Origin of the sequence: Polaribacter staleyi (assembly GCF_038024045.1) — a bacterium.
Classification (GTDB): domain Bacteria; phylum Bacteroidota; class Bacteroidia; order Flavobacteriales; family Flavobacteriaceae; genus Polaribacter; species Polaribacter butkevichii.
The window spans coordinates 4,277,116-4,298,822 of sequence record NZ_CP150665.1 but is presented as its reverse complement, the minus strand read 5'-3'; the positions used below and the strand labels follow the sequence as shown (position 1 = coordinate 4,298,822).

The 21,707-nt window shown below is 30.1% G+C and carries 22 protein-coding genes; 17 read left to right on the top strand and 5 right to left on the bottom strand.

From position 1 onward, the window contains the following. Nucleotide 1 precedes the first annotated feature (1 nt). Both WHD07_RS17795 and rocD read right to left on the bottom strand, forming a co-directional pair. Nucleotides 2–442, bottom strand: a complete 441-nt coding sequence (locus tag WHD07_RS17795; protein WP_245893467.1) for a hypothetical protein — start codon at nt 440–442, stop codon at nt 2–4. A 139-nt stretch (nt 443–581) separates the two neighbouring features. Continuing rightward, a complete protein-coding gene (gene rocD, locus WHD07_RS17790; protein WP_343329468.1) occupies nt 582–1,826 on the bottom strand; it encodes an ornithine--oxo-acid transaminase in 1,245 nt (414 codons plus the stop codon). 204 nt (nt 1,827–2,030) lie between these two features. Here rocD and WHD07_RS17785 point away from each other — a divergent pair, with 204 nt between their 5' ends. From WHD07_RS17785 to WHD07_RS17765, 5 genes are all read left to right on the top strand, one after another. Then, nucleotides 2,031–2,402, top strand: coding sequence for a c-type cytochrome (locus tag WHD07_RS17785; RefSeq protein WP_343329467.1), 372 nt, complete (start codon nt 2,031–2,033; stop codon nt 2,400–2,402). A gap of 212 nt (nt 2,403–2,614) precedes the next feature. Further along, nucleotides 2,615–3,097, top strand: coding sequence for a hypothetical protein (locus WHD07_RS17780; protein WP_343329466.1), 483 nt, complete (start codon nt 2,615–2,617; stop codon nt 3,095–3,097). A gap of 8 nt (nt 3,098–3,105) precedes the next feature. Next, nucleotides 3,106–3,801, top strand: a complete 696-nt coding sequence (locus WHD07_RS17775; protein WP_343329465.1) for an OmpA family protein — start codon at nt 3,106–3,108, stop codon at nt 3,799–3,801. Between the two features lie 99 nt (nt 3,802–3,900). Then, the gene (gene rlmD / locus WHD07_RS17770) at nt 3,901–5,352 is read left to right on the top strand and encodes a 23S rRNA (uracil(1939)-C(5))-methyltransferase RlmD (protein ID WP_343329464.1); all 1,452 of its coding nucleotides are present in this window, start codon (nt 3,901–3,903) and stop codon (nt 5,350–5,352) included. Nucleotides 5,353–5,437: 85 nt separating this feature from the next. Next, on the top strand, nt 5,438–5,662 hold the full coding sequence (locus WHD07_RS17765) for a type II toxin-antitoxin system ParD family antitoxin (protein WP_343329463.1): 225 nt from the start codon (nt 5,438–5,440) through the stop codon (nt 5,660–5,662). Nucleotides 5,663–6,013: 351 nt separating this feature from the next. Here WHD07_RS17765 and WHD07_RS17760 read toward each other — a convergent pair whose 3' ends face one another. Together WHD07_RS17760 and WHD07_RS17755 are read right to left on the bottom strand one after the other, a co-directional pair. Continuing rightward, nucleotides 6,014–6,475, bottom strand: a complete 462-nt coding sequence (locus WHD07_RS17760; RefSeq protein WP_343329462.1) for a DUF6702 family protein — start codon at nt 6,473–6,475, stop codon at nt 6,014–6,016. Then, nucleotides 6,472–9,054, bottom strand: a complete 2,583-nt coding sequence (locus WHD07_RS17755; protein WP_343329461.1) for a sulfatase-like hydrolase/transferase — start codon at nt 9,052–9,054, stop codon at nt 6,472–6,474. The genes WHD07_RS17760 and WHD07_RS17755 overlap by 4 nt, the downstream gene beginning before the upstream one ends. A 250-nt stretch (nt 9,055–9,304) precedes the next feature. Here WHD07_RS17755 and WHD07_RS17750 point away from each other — a divergent pair, with 250 nt between their 5' ends. From WHD07_RS17750 to WHD07_RS17700, 11 genes are all read left to right on the top strand, one after another. Next, on the top strand, nt 9,305–9,595 hold the full coding sequence (locus tag WHD07_RS17750; protein ID WP_105048083.1) for a 4a-hydroxytetrahydrobiopterin dehydratase: 291 nt from the start codon (nt 9,305–9,307) through the stop codon (nt 9,593–9,595). 1 nt (nt 9,596) lies between these two features. Beyond that, nucleotides 9,597–10,085 carry a DUF6452 family protein gene (locus WHD07_RS17745; RefSeq protein WP_343329460.1) on the top strand — a complete coding sequence of 163 codons (489 nt, stop codon included), beginning with the start codon at nt 9,597–9,599 and terminating at the stop codon, nt 10,083–10,085. Continuing rightward, entirely contained in the window at nt 10,066–10,773 is a 708-nt protein-coding gene (locus WHD07_RS17740) for a DUF6048 family protein (RefSeq protein WP_343329459.1), read from the top strand. Before WHD07_RS17745 ends, WHD07_RS17740 begins: the two co-directional genes overlap by 20 nt. 60 nt (nt 10,774–10,833) lie before the next feature. Then, complete coding sequence (locus WHD07_RS17735) at nt 10,834–11,781, top strand: isopenicillin N synthase family dioxygenase (protein ID WP_343329458.1); 948 nt, start codon at nt 10,834–10,836, stop codon at nt 11,779–11,781. A 226-nt stretch (nt 11,782–12,007) separates the two neighbouring features. Continuing rightward, complete coding sequence (locus tag WHD07_RS17730) at nt 12,008–12,331, top strand: translation initiation factor (protein WP_105048079.1); 324 nt, start codon at nt 12,008–12,010, stop codon at nt 12,329–12,331. 52 nt (nt 12,332–12,383) lie between these two features. Beyond that, nucleotides 12,384–13,328, top strand: a complete 945-nt coding sequence (locus WHD07_RS17725) for a DUF1835 domain-containing protein (protein WP_343329457.1) — start codon at nt 12,384–12,386, stop codon at nt 13,326–13,328. Continuing rightward, a complete protein-coding gene (locus WHD07_RS17720; RefSeq protein WP_343329456.1) occupies nt 13,329–14,198 on the top strand; it encodes a nucleoside phosphorylase in 870 nt (289 codons plus the stop codon). After that, on the top strand, nt 14,199–15,059 hold the full coding sequence (locus WHD07_RS17715) for a substrate-binding domain-containing protein (RefSeq protein WP_105048076.1): 861 nt from the start codon (nt 14,199–14,201) through the stop codon (nt 15,057–15,059). Between the two features lie 18 nt (nt 15,060–15,077). Next, on the top strand, nt 15,078–15,218 hold the full coding sequence (locus tag WHD07_RS17710; RefSeq protein ID WP_170062861.1) for a hypothetical protein: 141 nt from the start codon (nt 15,078–15,080) through the stop codon (nt 15,216–15,218). Nucleotides 15,219–15,520: 302 nt separating this feature from the next. Next, nucleotides 15,521–16,399 carry a UDP-2,3-diacylglucosamine diphosphatase gene (locus tag WHD07_RS17705; protein WP_105048075.1) on the top strand — a complete coding sequence of 293 codons (879 nt, stop codon included), beginning with the start codon at nt 15,521–15,523 and terminating at the stop codon, nt 16,397–16,399. 5 nt (nt 16,400–16,404) lie between these two features. Then, a complete protein-coding gene (locus WHD07_RS17700; RefSeq protein ID WP_343329455.1) occupies nt 16,405–17,418 on the top strand; it encodes a glycosyltransferase family protein in 1,014 nt (337 codons plus the stop codon). Here WHD07_RS17700 and WHD07_RS17695 read toward each other — a convergent pair. Continuing rightward, nucleotides 17,402–18,064, bottom strand: a complete 663-nt coding sequence (locus tag WHD07_RS17695; RefSeq protein ID WP_105048073.1) for a uracil-DNA glycosylase — start codon at nt 18,062–18,064, stop codon at nt 17,402–17,404. The genes WHD07_RS17700 and WHD07_RS17695 overlap by 17 nt on opposite strands. 208 nt (nt 18,065–18,272) lie before the next feature. On the opposite strand from WHD07_RS17695, the gene WHD07_RS17690 reads away from it, so the two are divergent. Then, on the top strand, nt 18,273–21,635 hold the full coding sequence (locus WHD07_RS17690; RefSeq protein ID WP_343329454.1) for a DUF7619 domain-containing protein: 3,363 nt from the start codon (nt 18,273–18,275) through the stop codon (nt 21,633–21,635). Nucleotides 21,636–21,707: the final 72 nt, after the last annotated feature.

Below are 21,707 nucleotides of genomic sequence, written 5' to 3'. Positions count from 1 at the left end.
ATTAAATTGCACCCAAGGCAGCAACTACAAATAATAAAGCATATAAGGATAAGGTTATAATTGTAAAGACACCAATAAATTTATAATGCGATTTTAGCATTTCTAAAGCTTTTGCTAAAGTTTCATCACTTTTTGTAGCCAATGCTTTTTTCATCTTTATAGAAAATTGTAATAAATAATACACCGGAAAAAAGTAAATAACTGATAAAACCAAGTAAGTAATAGTCATAGTTAACCCTAAACCTTTGGGTATATTTGGTTGCATTTGAGCAGCTAATTCAAAAATAGTAGTCGCAAAAATGGCAAAAATCAACATCAATCCAATTAATATAAAACCAATAATTGATAAAAACTTAGCCCATTTAGCGGTTTCTCTTAAAAAGCTTTTAGATGCACTTGTTATTGTTAATTGCTCTAATTGTGTAATAGGATTGTTTATCATAATTTAAGTTGTATGGTTTCGTTTGTTCAAAAATAAACAAAAAAAAGAAGCCACGAATTCACAATTATAACTTTGTGCATTCGTGACTAAATATTGATTAACTCGGTCTTTTTACTTTTGCAAAAAAACAAACATTGTTTTACTTTTTAAAATCAGAAATAGTTTTTTTAATAATAGCAATACAATCCATTAACTGCTCTTTATTCATCACCAAAGGTGGTGCAAAACGAATAATATTACCATGCGTAGGTTTTGCTAATAAACCATTGTCACGCAATTTTATACAAATATCCCAAGCAGTAGAACTATCTTCTGTATCGTTAATTAAAACAGCATTTAACAAACCTTTACCTCTTACAGATTTTACCAAATCGTTTTCTTTTGCAAAAGCGGACAATTCTGCTCTAAAAACAAGTCCTAAAGCCTCTGCATTATCTGCTAATTTTTCATCGGCAACTACCTCTAAAGCAGCAATAGCCACAGCAGCAGCAATTGGGTTTCCTCCAAAAGTAGAACCATGGTTTCCTGGTTGAATAACATCCATGATGCTATTATTTGCCAAAACAGCAGAAACAGGATACGCCCCACCACTTAATGCTTTACCCAAAATTAAAATATCTGGTTGCACGTTTTCATGATCTACGGCTAACATTTTACCTGTTCTAGCAATTCCTGTTTGTACCTCATCAGCAATAAAAAGTACATTGTAATCTTCACACATTTTTTTAGCAGCTGCTAAATAACCTTCAGACGGTACATAAACACCTGCTTCACCTTGTATAGGTTCTACTAAAAATGCTGCAATATTATTACTACTTTCTAAAACCTCTTGTAATTCTTGTAAATTATCATATTCAATTTTCAGAAACCCTTTGGTATATGGTCCAAAATTTCTTCTTGCAACTGGATCATTAGAAAAAGAAATAATTGTAGTTGTTCTTCCATGAAAATTATTTTCACAAACCACAATTTCTGCCTTATTTTCTTTAATACCTTTTACTTCATACGCCCATTTTCTGGCAATTTTTAAAGCCGTTTCTACAGCCTCTGCACCAGTATTCATTGGTAATAATTTATCAAAACCAAAAAGCTCTGTTGCAAATTTTTCATATTTCCCTAACACATCATTATAAAATGCTCTAGAAGTTAAGGTTAATGTTTTTGCCTGATTTACCATAGCATCCACAATTTTAGGATGACAATGACCTTGATTTACAGCAGAATATGCTGATAAAAAATCATAATATCTTTTTCCTTCTGCATCCCAAACATAAACACCTTCACCTCTACTTAAAACCACAGGAAGTGGATGATAGTTGTGTGCACCATATTTGTCTTCTAATTCGATTGCTTCTTTCGAAGTCAGTTTGTCTAAAACAGTCATTTTTTTTTCGTTTTAAATGTTTATAATTAAATAACCATTCCTGTTCTACCTTTATCCTTTCAGTGAAAACTGAAAATTCAGCGTGGGAAAGAAATCATCCCCGAAGTTTAACAAAAGTAATGAAATATTTTAACCTGACTTTTATCATAATAAAAGAAAAAACATCTAATTATTTTTACTATCGTTTTTAAATTTAAATTCACAATGAAAAAAATTGTATTACCCCTTGTAACTCTCTGTTTTGTTTTATCTAGTTTTACCTTAAAAACCGAGAAAGAAACAATACTTTATACAAAGTCTTCTTTAGAAAACGGAAAAAAACTATTTGCTAGCAAAACATGTAGTGCTTGCCATCAAGAAAAAGTAAAAGTTGTAGGACCTTCTTTAAAAGACATTGCGGCTAAATACAAAGCAAAAAAAGCAAGCATTGTGTTCTTTTTACAAGGTAAAGCAAAACCTATTGTAGAAACTGAATCAGGACAAACAGCAATTATGCAGGCAAGTCTTAGTATTACAAAACCTATGGAAATTGAAGATTTAAAAGACATTTCTGAATACATTATGAGTATTAAATAATAAAAAACCCCTTAATTTTTTAAAGCGTTGCCTCTGTAAAAAGTAGCAACGCTTTTATTTTTTTTTAGATTTTTTAATAAGTATTATTAATGAACATTTACTTAAAAAATAGTGACTATTTACAAGTAAATGTGTCTTATAAACTATAGCATATTAAAAAAGAAAATGCCAACAAGTATTCTTAACTTTACAAAAACTAATTTATATTATTTATGAAAAAAATTTTATGTATTGTCTTATTATTAGCAGCAATGATTGGGTGTAAATCTACATCAACAGTCAATACTAAATTAGACAATAAAACCGAACGTAGTTTAAAAGGAAATTTTACAATTACAGCAGTAAACTATCCAGGATCAGATTATTTAAAAGTAACTTCTTTTAATTTAGCGGACTCAAAATGTTTAATTGGTAGTAACTGGAGCTTTATCTCGAATAACAATAAAGGAGAAATGACACTAAATAGTCCAAGTACTTCTTGTAAAGAATTTAGTTCTCCTATAACTTGGTACGTAAATAAAGAAGGAAATTTTGTTTTAAAAATTATTAATGATTACAAAGCAAAAGAAGTTAACAATGGTTTTGTTTTAAAACTGACAAATTTAACTCCTACAAGTTTTGATTTAGTAGATAAAATTAACGTTGCAGGGCAAGAAAAAAACATTACTTATACATTTCAACAAACTAATCAATAAGAAAAACGATGAAAAAAACAATAATTTATAGTTTAGCAGTATTACTTATATCTTTTGGTACACTTACCTCTTGTGAAGCTGTTAAAAATGCAAATAATACGCAAAAAGGTGCTGGTATTGGTACTGCAGCAGGTGCTATTTTAGGTGCTGTAATTGGTAATAATGTAGGTAACGGTAAAAACTCTGAATTAGGAGCTGTATTAGGTGGTGTTATTGGTGGTGTTGCTGGTGGAGTTATCGGTAATAAAATGGACAAACAAGCTAGAGAAATAGAAGAAGCTTTACCTGGTGCAGAAGTAGAAAGAGTTGGTGAAGGAATTATGTTAACTTTAGGTGAAAATGCGGTTAGATTTGATACAAATAAAGCAACCTTGTCTGCAACTGCAAAAGCAAATTTAGAAAAGTTAGTTCCTATTTTTAATAGTTACGAAAATACTAATATTGTTATTTATGGTTATACAGATAGCACTGGTAGAGTTGAATATAACCAAACTTTATCTGCAAAAAGAGCAAGCTCTGTAAAAGACTTTTTAACAACAAAAGGCTTAAATAATGGAAGAATTGAAACCAAAGGTTTAGGTGTTAATGACCCTATTGCAACAAATGATACTGCAGAAGGAAGAAATAAAAACAGACGTGTAGAATTTGCTATTGTAGCGAACGAACAAATGATTGAAGCAGCTAAAAAAGAAGCTGGAAACTAAATAGAATCTTACATTTATAAAAAGGCTACTCAAATGAGTGGCCTTTTTTGTTTCATCAAACTATATTTTCCCTAATTTTGCAACCATAAACAATTAAGAATGCCACGTAGAGAACGAAATAAATTTGTAAAGAAGAATCAAGTTTTAGAATTAAAAATTGAAGATTACGCTTTTGGCGGAAAAGGAATTGCAAGAATAAAATCTGAAGACGGTAGTTTTGTGATTTTTGTACCCAATACCTTACCTGGTCAATTGGTAAAAGCACAAATAAGTAAGTCTAGCAAGAACTATGCAGAAGCGAAACTAATTGATGTTTTAGTACCATCTGAAGATGAAGTGGAAGTACCTTTTCAAGACATTCCTGGTGCACCTTATATTCAATTACCAATTGATTTACAACATCAATATAAAAAAGAAAGTACTTTAACTTTATTTAAAAAAATAGGAAAAGTAGAAAATATTGAAGATCTTTTTGATGAATTTGTTACCTCACCAAATGTATTTCATTACAGAAATAAAATGGAATATGGATTCTCTGCAATTGGTTACGATAGAGTTGCCAAAAGAGATAAAGACGAGTTTACACTTGGTTTTAAAAGACGTGGTGTTTGGTGGATGGGAGATAATTTAGAAAAAGACTCTGGTTTGTTTGATAAACAACTAGAAGACAATCTAAAAAACATTCGTCAATATTGTATAGATACTGGTTTAGAACCTTGGCACGGACCAAAAAAGACAGGTTTCTTTAGATATTTTGTAGTAAGAAAATCTTTTAAAACAGACGAATTACTTTGTAATTTAGTAACCACTTCTCCTGAGTTATCGAAGTTCGACCTACAAGCTTTTGCAGAATTTTTAAAAAATATTTTTGGCGAAAGATTAGCTGGATTATTACATACAATTAATGATGAAACTGGTGATAGAACTATTGCAACTGCTGGTAGTTTAGATTTGGTATATGGTAAAGATAAAGTTGTAGAAGAATTATTAGGTTTAAACTTTGAAATTAGCATGAAAAGCTTTTTTCAAACCAACCCAAAATGTGCCGAAAAATTATATAACAAAGTTGTTGAATATGTTTTAGAAGATAAAACGAAAGTAGACAATACAGTTGTAATGGATTTATTCTGCGGAACAGGAACAATCGGTCAGATTGTGGCTTCTAAAAGTGAAAACGCAAAAATTGTTGGTGTAGATATTGTTGCTTCTGCGATTGAAGATGCAAAGAAAAATGCCAAAAGAAATAATATTGAGGGCTTACAATTTTATGCTGCCGATGTTGGTAAGTTTTTAATTGCTCATCCTGAGTTTAAAGATAAAATTAAAACTATTATTTTAGATCCTGCTAGAGCAGGAATTGCGCCTAAAACATTGCAGAAAATCATCAACTTAAATGCAGACAGAATGGTGTATGTTTCTTGTAATCCTGCAACGCAAGCTAGAGATACAGAATTATTAGCGGAAGCTGGTTATCAAATTAAAAAAATTAGTTTGGTAGATCAATTTCCTCATACGAGCCATATAGAAACTGTGGTTTTATTTGAGAAATAAAAATAGTTACTTCCTGAATAATTATATCCATATTTGCTCAATATGGATACAATTTGCATTTTTATGTCTTTAAATTAATGAAATTATGAATATTAGTTTTACAAAACAGCAAGAAGAATACATATCTACTCAAGTAAAATCTGGCGAATATCAAAATAATAGCGAAGTTATTAGAGATGCTTTACGTCTTCATACAATTTATAGAAATAAAGTTATAAATGACTTAAGAACCGAAATTGAAAAAGGGTTTGAAAGCGGAATAAGCAAACGTTCGGTTAAGGATATTATAGCCTCTAAACGCAATAAATAGCATGGTTATTATCAAAAATTATGAGTTAACTAATGAAGCTGATGCAGATTTAGAAGCTATTTTTGATGATACAGAAAAAAGCCATAATCAATAACAAGCCATACTATATTTATCAAACATTGAATACTTATTTTTTAAGTTATGTAAACAACCAAAATTAGGTAGATTAAGAAACGATATTAAAGAAAATCTGTATAGTTTCCCTATTCAAAAACATCTTGTTTTTTTATAAAATAGACATCAATAAATTAATAATTATTAGGGTTTTACATGGCAGTAGAGATATGCCAAAACATTTAAAACCTAAATAAAAACCAACACTTATTCCCTACTCTAATTAAGTCTATTATTTTAATTATAACCTACTTTTATTTCTCTTCTTCCTTTATGCAATCTAAAGTCTTTAAACGTATTGTTAATGTCTAATTGAACAATGTTAGAGTGCGATGCTACATTCAATAAAAATTCATTTTTTATGGTAACTGACTTTATATGATCTGGATTTTTAGATAAGAAACAGATTACTTTTGTATGATGTTCTCCTGATTGTATATCTAAAATTTGGGGTATTAACTTTTCACCATCAAACTCCCAACTTGTAGTTTTGTTTAAATAGTTACCAAAATCATCTTTAGAGACATGTAAACTACTAGATTCACCAAACTTGATAAAGTTTTCTTCATCAAACTCAATTTCCAGCATTAAAACGTGTCCTCTTTTTATCACATTAAATGTAGCCGAAATAGATTCGTGCACATCATTTGTCATATTAATGTTTAAGAAAGCAAAACAGATTATTATTAAAATTCTCATTTTACAATAATTTTAGAAGTTCCTAATAGTTTTCCTTCTTTTAGAATACTCAAAACATAAACTCCGGCACCTGTTATGTTATTTATTTCTAAAACACCTATCCCCCTTTTGTCTTGAATTAACTTTCCATTTATGGAAAACAATTTAGCTTGAAACGATTCTGAATTGGTAGATATGATAGCAAAATTACCATTATTAGGGTTTGAGTTGATATAATATCCTAAATCTTTTAAAGCGAGCTCTTTTGTACCTAAAGTAGTACCACAACTTTCATCGAAACTTGTTGTAGGACCGTCTGTTGCAAACGGATTTATATTTGGGTTGGTATCATCACAATCATACGCTTTTACAAAACCATCGCCATCTGCATCCACGTCATTTAAAGCAGAAGAACTACTAATAAAACTATCGTTAAAATTTCCTTTCATACATCTAGAAATCTGAGGAAAATCTTGCGTTACCACATAGTAATATTCAAAAGTTTCTTCACCTTGGGCAGTTGTTAAAGTCACTGACGCTTCAATTCCGTTACATTCGTCTAAATCTCCTTTACCTGCTACGTAACCAAAATCATTCGTGTATTTTCCAGAATACGGACCACAAGGAGCACTAAGCCCGTCTCCTGGTCGTAAACCACTTTTTAATTGAAAACTCGGAAACATTTCTTTAATATTCCCTTCTTTATCCGGACCAAAACGATATAAAATAGGAAACCCATCTGAAGCCCAACCTACTTGTAAAACTTCTGTGGGTGGCGAATCTAATGTAGAAATTCCCGGATCTAATTCTTCTACATACTCAAACATATTTCCATGATAATGATAACCCGAATTAGGATTTACATGAGCAGAAGCGCAATCTAAACCAACAAAATCTCTTCCATCTCCAATATTTGTTGTAGGTTCAAAAACCCAATCCCAATTGTATTCTCCTGTATTTACATCTTCAAAAATAAAAGGTGTAGCTGGTGCAGGCATCATATAAACGCCATTTAAAGCAATCCCAAAAAAGTTAACAGGTCTGCCGTTTGTTCTAGAAATACTAGTAACTTGTTCTGATAATTTAGGTTTTAAATCGAACCTGTAAACCCTGTAATAAGGCTCTGGCGTTCTGTCTGCAACAAAACAAAAATTATGGTTTGGGTAATTGTTAGAATAAACAACTCTTTCGTTTTGTTCTACAAATTCGTAATAAACACTTGGGCTAGATGGTGTGCCACAACAATCTATATTATCATAACTTAAAACATCTGTAGTTCCGCAGGTATTATTACAATCATCAATGGTGGTTTCTGTTCCATTTTTAATTCCGTCGCTACAAGACCAATCATTTCTAATAATTTGAGCTTCTTGCTGCAACATCGTTTTAATAGTTTCTTGCGCTGTAGTTAAACTGCCTATTAAATTGGTTTCTTCTTTAATATCTGTAACAATATTATAAAACTCTTCGTTACCGTTATCATCTTCAATTAATTTATACGTATCGTTTCTTGTTGCCCAATATTGAACACCTCCATTTTCATAATCTGCATAATTTATTTTTTTTGAAACTTGGTTTTCAAATTTTAACGTCGGTTTTAAACTTAAACTATTTTCTGTACCTCCTAATAATTGCACTCCAGCTAACTCTAAAATGGTAGCATGTAAATCGGTAGCTTGCACCAAACTTGTTTCTACTTCATTTACTCTTTCTACAGATTTACCAGTAATAATCATAGGTACACGAATTCCTCCTTCATATATAGAAGCCTTTGCATGTCCTGATGGCCAATAACTATTTGCCTGACCAGGCGTACCATTATCACCAATAAAAATAATTACAGTATTTTCTAAAGTTTCTGCATCCATGCTTTTTATTAGCCTATCTATTTCATAATCCATAGACTCAATCATAGATAAATAAGTAGATCTGCTATCTGTAGGTGTTGTGGTGTAAGTTCCTGTTGGAGGCTCTTGAAAAGGCACATGTGGAGCAACATGAGCTAACCATAAAAACCAAGGTTTTGTTTGATTGTCTATCCAAGAAATTGCGCTATTGGTTAAATGTGTTGTTACATATTCTGTTACTTGCTCTTCATTTCCTTCAGAGTTTACTTTTGTCCAATTATAATAATCAGAAACCTGGCTTGTAAAAAGCCCTTCGTAATAAGGTATTCCAGAATCTTTTGGGTGACTGTAATTACTAACATCATTACCACCAATATGCCATTTGCCAATTAATGCCATGGCATAATCTGTTGTACTTTGTTCTTTTATCTTTGTAAATAATGACGTATGACTTGTATCTAAAATTAAAGGAGGCTTTGTAACTCCCGTTTTAACTCCAAATTTACCACTCATTATTGCTGCACGCGTTGATGTACATTGTGGAGTTGCCCAACAATTGGTAAAAGCAAGTCCTTTTTCTCTAAAAGAATCTAATGTTGGTGTAACAGGTAAATCATCATTTATACCAAATCCAGGAATAGCATCAATACCCATATCATCTGCAATGATTAACAATATGTTAGGAGATTGTTGTTGCCCAAAATAACTAGAAGTTGAAAAAAGTAGTACTAAAACAGGTATTAAAATTCTCATTTTTGTTTATTTTTGGTTGTTGATAAACATCAATTAGTATAAATACATTAAAATACCACTGATGTTAAATTAGTGCAATTACATGTTTAGACCTACTATTACGGCAAAAGTTTAATTGTATGCAGTTTTTTTTATATTTTATATTTCAAAAAGTAAAATTTGCCTTACAAATGTTAAATCGAATCATAATTTCTAAAAAAGTAGGCTTTATCTCTGAAAATGAAACTATTTTAGCACCTAAAACACCGATATGAAAAAACTTACAGATTTCGAAATTAATAGAAAATTAGAAAAACTACAAGATTGGGATTATTATGATGATGCATTGCACACCGATTTTGAGTTTGACAACTTTAAAGATTGTATGTCGGCCATGAATAGAATTGCTTTTGAGTGTGAAGCTTTAAACCATCATCCAGAATGGACAAACAATTACAATACCTTAGATATTAAATTAACTACACATGATGCAGAAGGTGTAACAAAATTAGATTTTAAGTTAGCAAAAGCCATCAATAAAATTGTAGAAGTTGAAGATTAATATGAGAAAAATATTTCTGATTCTAAGTTTCGTTATACTAATAATTACCTCTTGTGAAAAAGATGATTTTTGCTTAAAAAACCCAATAACACCTAATTTAGTATTGCGTTTTTATAATGATACAAGCAAAGAAACACTAAAAAAAGCAAGATTTTTATCTGTTTGGGCAGAAGGAAAAGATACCATAGCTGATTACACAAGTGTAAGTACAGATAGTATTGCCATTCCTTTAAATTCATTAACATCTGAAACTATTTATCATTTAAAAATAAATAATGAAGATGGTGCAAAAGCAGACAATCAGTTCACCACATTTACCATTAAATATACTCCAGAAGAAAAATACGTTTCTAGATCTTGTGGGTATCAAGTTATCTTTAATGATGTTTCTTTCGATTCAGATAACACAAATTGGATTAAAAATTTTACACCAGAAACACTAACCACCATAGACAATCAAAATACAGCACATGTACAAATATTTCATTAACATCTGTTTTCTTTTTGTTTTTGTTAGTGGGTTTTCTCAAGAACAAAAAAAAGATACGCTTATAAACGCCAAAACAGACTCAATTGTATACAAAACCAATTACGGTTTAAGATTGGGTATAGATATTAGCAAACCTATCTTAGCACAATTTAATAGTACGTATAGTGGGTTAGAAATTGTTGGTGATTACAGAATTAAAAAAAACTTATATATTGCTGCAGAGGTAGGTTATGAAGAAGAAACAACAGCAGAAGATTACACAAACTCTACTGCTAAAGGAAGCTATATAAAACTAGGTTTTAACTACAATGCTTACAAAAATTGGTTAGACATGAATAACGAATTATTTTTAGGATATCGTTATGGATTTAGCTTTTTCGATCAAACATTAAATAGCTATACACCAAATGTAAATTCAGTATATTTTCCGGCAAACCAAATTACTACACCGGTTACAACTACTGGTTTAAACGCACATTGGTCTGAATTTGTAATAGGTTTAAAAGTAGAAACTTTTAAAAATTTCTTTATCTCTTTTAGTGGATCTTACAAAGTTTTAATGAGTGTAAAAGAACCCGACAACTTTAAAACATTGTATTCTCCTGGATTTAATAGAATCTTTGAAAGCAGCACAGGTTTTGGTTTTAACTACACACTTACCTACCTAATTCCATTTAAAAAGAAATAAGAATTCCCTTTTATTGAATTTTTACTAACTTTATCGTCCCAATTTTTAAAACAAAATAGCATGAATAAAATACCAAGTGTAAATTTAGCAGATTTTTTATCATCTGATAAAAGCAAAAAACAACAATTTATAGATGAAATTGGTCATGCTTACGAAAACATAGGTTTTGTGGCCTTAAAAGGTCATTTTTTAGATGATAAATTAGTAGAAAGCTTATATACAGAAATAAAAAACTTTTTTGATTTACCTGTAGAAACAAAAGAAAAATACGAAATTCCAGGAATTGGAGGACAACGTGGTTACGTTTCTTTTGGTAAAGAATCTGCAAAAGGTAAAAAAGAGGGAGATTTAAAAGAATTTTGGCATTTTGGTCAATATGTAGATAAAGACTCTAAATACGCAAACGAATATCCAGAAAATGTAATTGTAAAAGAGCTCCCTAAATTTAACGAAGTAGGTAAAAAAACCTATCAAATGTTAGAAAAAACAGCCAAATACGTGTTGCGTTCTTTAGCATTACATTTAGGTTTAGAAGAAACGTATTTTGATAATTATATTAAAAACGGAAATAGTATTCTACGCCCAATTCATTATCCGCCAATACAAACAGAACCTAAAGGAGCAGAAAGAGCAGCAGCGCATGGCGACATTAATTTAATTACTTTATTAATGGGAGCACAAGGAAAAGGATTGCAAGTGCAAAACCACAATGGAGACTGGATTGATGCCATGGCAGAACCAGACGAAATTATGATAAATGTAGGAGATATGTTGTCTCGTCACAGTAATAACAAACTAAAATCTACCATTCACAGAGTCGTAAATCCGACCAAAGAAATGTGGGGTACCTCTCGTTATTCAATTCCATTTTTTATGCATCCAATATCAGACATGAAATTAGATGTTTTAGAAAATTGTATCGATGAAAAGAATCCCAAACAATTTGATGATATTACGGCAGGAGAATTTTTAGACGAACGTTTAAGAGAATTAGGTCTTAAAAAATAAATAAGCAGTCTTCAGTTGCAATTTACAGTACTTAATTAACTAAAAACTGCAACTGTAAACTGTTTTTATTAGAAGCTATTTCCAGCTTTACATTATATCTTTTTGTTGAAAAAACAAAAAGGATGCCATTTCAATCTGGGCTAAACTTGTTTGCCAACAAATAGAATAAAAAAAAGACAGTAAATTAAAGTAACAGCCTAAAAACTGAGAACTGAATACTAAAAAAATGGATTTAAAAGATCAATTAAAAAACTTATTTCCAGAACATCAGGAAACCGTAGAACCAGTAAAAGAAAAATCAGATATTTGGCTACAAGAAGACCCAATTATTTGTAAATACGAAAAACGAAAAGGAAAACCCATCACTATTTTAGAAGGCTACACAGGCGCAACATCAGATTTTAAAAAACTTGCCAAAGAAATTAAAACAAAATTATCTGTTGGTGGTAGTTTTAAAGATGATAAAATTATTATTCAGGGAGACTACAGAGACCGAATAATGACCCTATTAAAAGAAAAAGGATTTAAAGTAAAACGTGTTGGTGGTTAATTTTTTTTATCACCCACAATAAAAAAACAAAACAAACGTTAATACTTAGATTATGAACTCCTTAACACTACATATTACAAACGGAGATAGTACTACAAACTACCTTAAACAACTTCATTTTTCTGGAGACTTTATTACTTGGAGAGAAATGTTATGCGAAGGCAAAACAACAACAGATATAGGAAGTGAAACCTTTTGGAAACACAGGTTCGAATTCTTAAAATCTTCTTACAAAGTAAGTAAACAAAAGTTTATTAACTACACGTTAAAAGAATACAGAAACCTTTGTAAGAAAAAAGAAACCAAAGAAATCGTTTTATGGTTTGACCATGATTTATTTTGTCAAATTAACATGATTGCGGTAATTAGTTGGTTAAAAGTTTACAGAAAAGGATATGCCATTTCTCTAGTTACCAACAATAAACCAAAAGGAACAAAGAAACCAAAAAGTTTATCTGAACTTACCCAAAATCAAGTTCAGCAACACTATAAAAACAGAGTCAGTTTAACACAAGATGATATTGAGTATGCCGATTACATTTGGCAATTGTATTGCTCAGACAGTCCTTTAAGATTAGAGACCGTTTATAAATACAACCCAATGTCTCCTTTTACGCATTTAGCAGACGCTTTAGCCGCACATTTATTAAGATTCCCTTCTATAAAAAACGGGTTAAACCAACTAGAAAACACCATTCTAGAAACAGCAAATACGCATCAATTTTCTTCAAAAAAACAACTGGTACATCAATTAATAGAAACACAAACAACGTACGGGTTTGGAGATATACAATACGACCATCACATAGAACAACTCCATAAATTGTTTACCTCTTTTAACCCCGTAAAATTATCACGAAAGGGAAAAAAAGTACTAGAAAACCAATTAAATTTTTATGGTGAACTTCGTAATGAAAATTTGTATCTTGGTGGAGCAAAAAAATATAGTTTTCTATTCAATAATCAATCAGAAAAACTATTACAAATTACATCTTAAATGTCTATAAAACAATCTGAACTTATCTTAAATCCCGATGGTAGTGTTTATCATCTTAATTTAAGACCAGAACATATTGCCAACACTATTATTTTTGTTGGCGATCAAGATAGAGTTGATAAAATCTCTAAACATTTTGATTCTATTGAGTCTACAACTCAAAAAAGAGAATTTAAAACCACCACAGGTACCTATAAAAACAAGCGTCTTTCTGTTATATCAACAGGTATTGGACCAGATAATATAGATATCGTTTTAAATGAACTAGATGCACTTGTTAATATTGATTTAGAAACAAGAAAACCTAAAGAAAATTTAACTTCTTTAACCATTGTAAGAATAGGAACTTCGGGTTCTTTACAAGCAGATATTCCTGTAGATTCTTTTGTTATTGGTTCTCATGGTTTAGATTTAAACGGTATGCTGCACTCTTATCAAATTGAAACAATTTCTAATCCTGCTATAGAAGATGCCTTTGTAAAACATACCAATTGGAGTGCTAAAAAATCATATCCTATTGTAATAGAAAACAATAAAGAGTTAGCCAATAAATTAAAATCAGAAAAAACACATCTAGGTATAACGGCTACTGCAGGTGGTTTTTACGGCCCTCAAGGAAGAATTTTACGTTTGGCTTTACAAGACCATAACTTAAACCATAAAATTGATAGTTTTAATTTTAATGAACATAGAATTACCAATTTAGAAATGGAAACTTCTGCCATATATGGTTTGTCTAAATTATTAGGTCATAAAGCTTGTTCTATCAACGCAATTATAGCCAATAGAGCCAACGGTACTTTTAGTAAAAACCCGGGTAAAGTGATTGCCAATTTAATAGAATATACACTCGATAAAATAGTTAAATAAATGACCAATCTAAAAATTGGTGGAGTTCCTGAGCATTTTAATTACCCTTGGTATACTACCCTAAAAAATAAAGAATACAACAAGCAAAACATTAATCTTCGTTGGCAAGATTACCCTGGCGGTACAGGCGCAATGTGCAAAGCTTTAAGAAACGGAGAGGTAGATATTGCTATTGTATTAACAGAAGGTATTATTAAAGACATTGCTGCTGGCAATCCTTCTAAAATTGTACAAACTTTTGTACAATCACCATTAATTTGGGGTATTCATGTAGGTGCAAAATCAACTTTTAAAAACAGTAAAGATTTAGAACACGCAACCATTGCTATTAGTCGCTTTGGCTCTGGATCTCATTTAATGGCCATTGTAAATGCCTACAACCAAGGTTGGGATATTTCTAAGTTAAAATTTAAAGTTATTGGTAATTTACAAGGTGGAATTGATGCTTTAACTAACGGAGAAGCCGATTATTTTATGTGGGAACATTTTACAACAAAACCATTGGTAGACAACGGTACTTTTAGAAGAATTGCCGACTGCCCTACTCCTTGGCCTTGTTTTGTTATTGCTGTTAGAAACGAAGTTTTAGAAAACAATTTTAACGAAGTTAAAAAAGTTTTAGACATTATTAATAATGAAACAAAAGACTTTAAAAAGACTAAAAATATTGATAAAATTTTAGCCGAAAGATACGAGCAACAACTAGAAGACATACAAGAATGGTTAAAAATTACAGAATGGAATGCTGGAAAACCAATTACCAAAAACATAATTACACGCACTCAAAATAAAATGGTACAGTTTAACGTTATTGATGAGAAGAAAAATTCTAGCAGTTTCATAAAAAATATGTACATTTAACACGAAAATCCATTATTTATGAAAAAAGTAGTATTTATTGCAGTTTGTATTTTAGGAAGCATTTGTTTTTCTTCTTGTAGAAGCACTTCTAAACATTGTGGTTTAGCAGACAATACAACAACTATTCAAACAACATTAAAGCAGGCAGATTTAATTTAAATCGGCTTGTTTCTTAATTCCAAATTCAATGAATCCGCTTTTACAGCGGATTTTTTTTATCCGCTAACCACCTTATTCTCTTAATAGTAAGATAACTTTTAGTAAACTTTTAAATAAAGCTTACCTTACTTTTTTTTCATTTTTATTTTACGTTTACAACACATTCCTTTTTTATGTTTGAAAGAACATAGAATTAAGACCATTGTTTACCTAATAGAATTAAGATATCTCTTTCTTCTAAACCTTGTGTAAAAAACTCTTTTACACAAAAAACAATTCTTTTTCTTACTTAATTTATAAAAATGAAAAAGCAAAAAAAACGTAAATTAGATTATGTTATAATTTCTGATGTGCATTTAGGTACTTATGGTTGTAGAGCAAAAGAATTATTAAATTACTTAAAAACAATTCAACCTAAAGTTCTAATTCTAAATGGCGATATTATAGACATTTGGCAATTTAACAAACGTTATTTTCCGAAATCTCACATGAATGTTATTAAACACATTACCTCTCTTTTATCTAAAGGAACAGAGATCTACTACATTACAGGAAATCATGATGAAATGTTGCGAAAGTTTAAGGGTTTTAGGTTAGGAAACTTTAAAATTTTAAACAAACTTGTTTTAAATATTGATGATAAAAAAGCATGGATATTTCATGGAGATGTGTTTGATATTACCATGCAACACTCTAAATGGCTTGCTAAATTAGGTGGTAAAGGATACGATGTGTTGATTTTAATAAACACCTTTATTAATTGGATTAGCCATCTGTTGGGATATGGCAAATTATCGCTTTCTAAAAAAATAAAAAACAGTGTAAAAAGTGCCGTAAAATTTATCAATGATTTTGAAAAAACAGCTTCGGACATTGCCATTGATAACGAGTATGATTATGTAATCTGCGGACATATTCATCAACCAGAAATTAGAGAAATTGAAAATCAGAAAGGAAAAACTACTTATTTAAATTCTGGAGATTGGATAGAAAATTTAACAGCTTTAGAATATAAAAACAAACAATGGACTTTATACGAATACGCTTCTGATGAAATTGCTAAAAACAGCGATAAAAAGCTGAGTAAAGAAGAGTTAAAAGCCAAATACAAAGAAGAAAAAAACAACTTTCTTTTTGAAGAGTTGTTAAAAGAATTTGATATTGAAAAACCCCTAAAATAATACGTATGCGAATATTATATGCAATTCAAGGAACCGGAAATGGACATTTAACTAGAGCCAAAGAAATTATACCTATTTTACAACAGAAAGGAGATTTAGACATTTTAGTGAGTGGTAACGAAAATAATTTAGAATTAGGTTTCGAAATAAAATACAAACTAAAAGGCTTAAATTTTACATTTGGTAAAAAAGGCGGTATAGACTTTTGGGCTAGTTTTAAAAAGATGAAATTATCTCGTTTTTATAAAGAAATCAAAAACTTACCAATACAGGAGTACGATTTAATTATAAACGATTTTGAACCTGTTTCTGCTTGGGCTGCAAAATTAAATAACATACCTATTGTTTCTTTAAGTCATCAAAACGCTGTGTTAGATGCGGCATCTCCTAAATACGGAAAATATAAGTTTGAAAAATATATTTTAAAGCACTACGCTCCTTCTAGCGTTCGATTTGGTTTTCATTTTAAAAACTATAGTTCTGCTATTTTTGCTCCTATCATCAGAAAAAAAATTAGAACTAAAAAAACAAGTAACAAAGGTCATATTACGGTTTACTTACCGTCTTATAATATTGATAAAATTGTAAAAGTTTTATCTAAAATACCCATTATAAAATGGCATATATTCTCTAAAGAAGCTAAAAGTTTAATCTTTAAAAAAAATATGACCATTTATCCCATTAACGAATTCGATTTTATAGAAAGCATGGCTTCGTCTGCAGGAGTTCTTTGTGGTGCAGGGTTTGAAACTCCTTCTGAAGCCTTATATCTTAAGAAAAAATTAATGGTAATACCTATGAAAAATCAATATGAACAACAATGTAATGCTATTGCTTTAAAAGAAATGGGGGTTGCAGTAGTTAAAAAATTAAACAGAAAACAACTTAAAAAAATTGCAAAATGGATTCAGAGTGATACTATTATTGCTGTAGATTATCCAGATATTACCGAAGATATTTTAGAAGCAATATTATCTCCGTACTATACGCAACCTGCTTTCCCTACCATTCTATCTTAGCTATTTTTAAGTTTTTTAAAACCTTATTTGTTTTAGAAAAATGTTTACTGCCAAACCAACCTCTCCAAGCACCTAATGGAGATGGATGAGGAGCTGTAAACACGGTATGCTTTTTTGTGTTTATTAATTTTGTTTTACTTTCTGCAAATTTTCCCCAAAGTAAAAAAACTACGTTTTCTTTTTCTTCAGAAATTGATTTAATAACTGCATCTGTAAAAGTTTCCCACCCTTTTTTCTGATGACTACCGGCTTCATGGGCTCTTACGGTTAAAGTTGCATTTAATAGCAATACACCTTGTTTAGCCCATTTTTCTAAATTGCCACTTTGTGGAATCTCTTGGTTTAAATCTGTTGCAATTTCTTTAAATATATTTTTTAAAGACGGAGGTTGTTTTACATCATCTTTTACAGAAAAACACAAACCATTTGCTTGTCCTTCATCATGATATGGATCTTGCCCAATAATTACCACCTTTAACGCATCAAAAGAACAAAAATTAAAAGCTGCAAAAATATCATCTTCTTTAGGAAAACATTGATATTCTTTATATTCTGAAGTAACAAAAGCTGTTAATTCTTTAAAATATTCTTTTTCAAACTCAGGTTGTAAAATAGGTTGCCAAGATTTAGAGACTTTTTGCTGCATTTTAATTTCAATTTAATTAAGAGCGTAAAGATATTCATTTAATCAAAATAACCATTCCTTTAATGAAACTGGTCTTTAAACTTATAAGGTATTAAAGGCTTTAAAAATTAATATATCTTGATAAAAATTACACTTTTAAAAACAGTGTTTTGCCCCTAATTTTATCCGACAAGTAAAGCTAACTTTGAAAAAAATAAAAAGCCCAAATATGAAACTAAAACTACTTTCCATTGCACTTTTCTTTATCTCTAGTACAATTTTTTGCCAAATTGTAAACATTCCTGATAATGAATTTAAAAATGTACTTTTAACTTATTCGCCAAGTATAGATACAAATAATGATAACGAAATACAAGTAACAGAAGCAGCCGCTGTAACGAGTTTAGATGTTTCTGGTCATCAATCTTATGAAGATTTTGGTGGTGGTTGCGACCCTATTATGGATCCTGGATGTATAGGCGGCGGAGGTGGTGGCGGTATTTTTATCGACGGAATTTCTGATTTAACTGGTATAGAAGCTTTTGTTAATTTAACTTCTTTAAATTGTAGTTTTAACGATTTAACTAGTTTAGATGTTTCTGCTTTAACCCAATTAACAAATTTAGATTGTTCTTACAATATTAATTACTCTAATTATAATGCAAATTTTAATGGTATATCATCTTTAACATTGCCTACATCAAACACATTAGTAACATTAAACACAAGTCAAAATAACATTTCAACCATAGATGTATCTAACCAAACCAATTTAACATCTCTTAATACTAATAATAATATTTTAACAAGTTTAAACTTAACAAATACGCCTTTATTACAAAATTTAAAATGTGAGTATAATCAATTAACTTCTTTAAATATTGCTGCTTCTACACAATTAACAAATTTAGAATGTTTTAATAATCAAATTACAAGCTTAGATTTAACAAATCAAACTGCTTTAATTACTTTAAAAAGTTACAATAATAACCTTAACAGTTTAAGTTTACCTACTTCTAGTTCATTAACATATGTACACAGTTGGAATAATAGTATTACCACATTAGACGCTTCTACATTAACAGGTTTGGTAGAACTTGCTATTTACACTAATTCTTTAACAAGTTTAACCCTACCTGCTACAACTACTTTAAAAAAACTTTTGTGTTATCAAAATAACTTAACAACTTTAGATACTTCGGTTGCTACTGGTTTAATAACTTTAAATACATCAAGCAACTCTTTAACAAGTTTAATATTACCATCTACAGCAACTTTACAAGCCTTAATTTGTAATGCTAATAATTTACCTAGTTTAAATTTAAGCTCTTCTATAAATTTAACCACATTAAATTGCAATAATAACAACTTAAATATGCTTGATGTTTCTACAAATACAAGCTTAACTACCTTGTCTTGTGCTAACAATAACCTTACTGCTTTAAATACACTAACTAATACTACTTTAACTAATTTAGACTGTTCTAATAACCAAATTACAAGTTTAGATACTACTACCACCAACACTTTAACAAGTTTTATCTGTTCTGGAAACTTACTTACAGAATTAGATTTGTATAACTTTTCTAGTTTAAATAAAATTTACTGTAATAATAATTTACTAACCTCTTTAAATCTTAAAAACGGAAACTCAAACGCTTTAGCTTACAATACTTTTAGCACTAAAAACAATGCCAATTTAAATGCTATTTGTGTAGATGATGCTTTGGTTGCTGCAGGAAACTTAGGTAATGGCATCGATGCACACACTAACTTTACAGAGTATTGTTCTTTTGTACCCGTAAACTCTAATACAATAACGGGTACGGTTTCTTTTGATTTTAATAATGATGGCTGCGATGCTGCCGATACAAAATCTGTAAATACTAGAATTAACACAACAAGTACAAACGTAAGTGCTTCTTCTTTTAGTGCTGCAGATGGTACTTATACAATACATATAAACGACACGGATGTTACAACAGAATTAATACCAAACTTTCCTTCATTTTTTACAGCAACACCAACAACTCAGGCTACAAACTTTACAGGATCTGGTAATACAGAAACTATCAATTTTTGTATTACAGCAAATACTCAAGTAGACGATGTAGAGGTTTATTCTTTTACAACTTCTGAGTCTAGACCTGGTTTTGATACGCACTTAAGAATTTTTTACAAAAACAATGGTTCTACAATTATCCCATCCGGAACGGTTACTTTAAACTTTAATGAAAACCAAGAAGTTTTTAATAATGCAAGTACAACGCCAGATACACAAACAAGTAATTCTTTAAGTTGGAATTATACCAACTTACAACCTTTTGAAGAAAATTTTATAGATGTATACTTTACTATTAACACACCTATTGATGCTACAAACCCTGTAAATGGAGGAGATACAATTAGCTACACAACTACTATTACTCCTTTAACAGGAGATGCAACACCGACAGATAATTCGCATATTTTTTCTGACATTATTGTAAATGCATATGACCCAAATGATGTAGTTTGTTTTGAAGGTGATAAAATTAGTACTGCACAAGTACCTAACGATTTAACCTACAGAATTCGTTTTCAAAATACCGGAACAGCTTCTGCTATTAATATTGTGGTAAAAGACATTATTGATACCGATTTAGACATGGCAACTTTTACCCCAATTGCCGCAAGTCATTCTTATAGGACTGCTATTTCTAATACAAATAAAGTAGAATTTATTTTCGAAAACATACAATTGGCAGACAGTACTAGTAACGAACCTGCTAGTCATGGTTGGATTTTTTATAAAATAAAACCAAAAAATACTGCTGTAATTGGAGATGCCTTTGATACTACAGCAAATATTTATTTCGATTATAATGCACCTGTAATTACAAATACTTTTAATACCACAGTTTCTACAGAAACAACGATTCCTGACAATAACTTTGAAATGGCTTTAATAAGTGCCGGTTTAGATGCTGGCACACCAGATCAAAAAGTATTTACAGACAATATAAATACCATTACTAATTTAGATGTTTCTAATAAAAACATAACCGATTTAACAGGTATCAATGCTTTTACAGCCTTAACAACTTTAAACGTAAGCAATAATCAACTAAGTACTTTAGATGTAAGTACGCATAGTTTATTATCTTCTTTAGATGCACAATCCAATGTATTAACATCTTTAAAAGTAAAAAATGGAAACAACACTAATTTTACTCTTTTTAATACTATAAATAATCCTAACTTAACTTGTATTGAGGTAGATGACGCTGCGTACTCAACTTTAAATTGGACTAACATTGATACTACATCAAACTTTGTAAATAATCAGGCAGCATGTACTGCTTTAAGTACACATCTATATAATTCATTAGAATTTTCGTTATCTCCTAACCCAACAAACGGAAAAATAAATATTAATTCTTTAGAAAAAGCTACCTTAATTATTTATGCTATCACCGGAAAAGAAATTATAAATAGAGAAATAGCAATTGGTAAAAATGAAATTACCAATTTAAACTTAGCCAAAGGTATTTACTTATTTAAATTGGTTAGTGAAGACAAATCATCTACTAAAAAAGTGATTGTAAATTAATAATTTATAAACGCATATTGAAAAAGAGAACCTAGAATTGTAAGTATTGAAACTCCATATCCTTAAAAAAGT